This window comes from Paenibacillus roseus (genome assembly GCF_016424485.1).
GTDB lineage: Bacteria > Bacillota > Bacilli > Paenibacillales > Paenibacillaceae > Paenibacillus_D > Paenibacillus_D roseus.
Genome location: NZ_JAELUP010000112.1, coordinates 1 through 515, shown reverse-complemented (window position 1 = coordinate 515; position 515 = coordinate 1). Strand labels below are relative to the sequence as shown.

Below are 515 nucleotides of genomic sequence, written 5' to 3'. Positions count from 1 at the left end.
TGATTGAAAATACGTATTTAAATCTAAGTGATTATAAAGATAAGAATTAATTCTAGTTCCTATTAAAATTAAATTAGGTGTACTTTTTATTATATTAAATATTAGATTTAGTTTAGTATAATCATTACAACCTAAAAAAATATTAGGCCCTTCAATTTGAGGTAGTGAGTCTATTTCCATATTCAAAAAAACAGAATTTTTTGTTGTTAATAATGAGATAGTATCTACAGCATAACATTTTTTCTTGAATGAAGACCATATTTCTTTATCTTGAGGTGTCCACTGTATAAAAAAAACATAATCATAATTTTCCAAAAAATCTAATGTTTTTTCTTTTTGAAGAATACTCATTTTTGTGTGTTGATTCATAAATAAAATTTATATTTGATTAGATTATTAAAAAATCTTTTTAATTCATTATATGGAAAGTTTATAATTACTTTGAATCTTTAAATTAAAACGTAATTGAATTCCTGGAAAATGAATTTTTTCACATATTTTAATAAAAAGTGATG

The 515-nt window shown here is 20.8% G+C and carries 1 protein-coding gene; it reads right to left on the bottom strand.

The features are described 5' to 3' along the window. Positions 1 to 351, bottom strand: a 351-nt coding sequence (locus tag JFN88_RS24715; RefSeq protein ID WP_233168325.1) for a hypothetical protein, incomplete at its 3' end; no start/stop codon positions are given. Positions 352 to 515 lie beyond the last annotated feature (164 nt).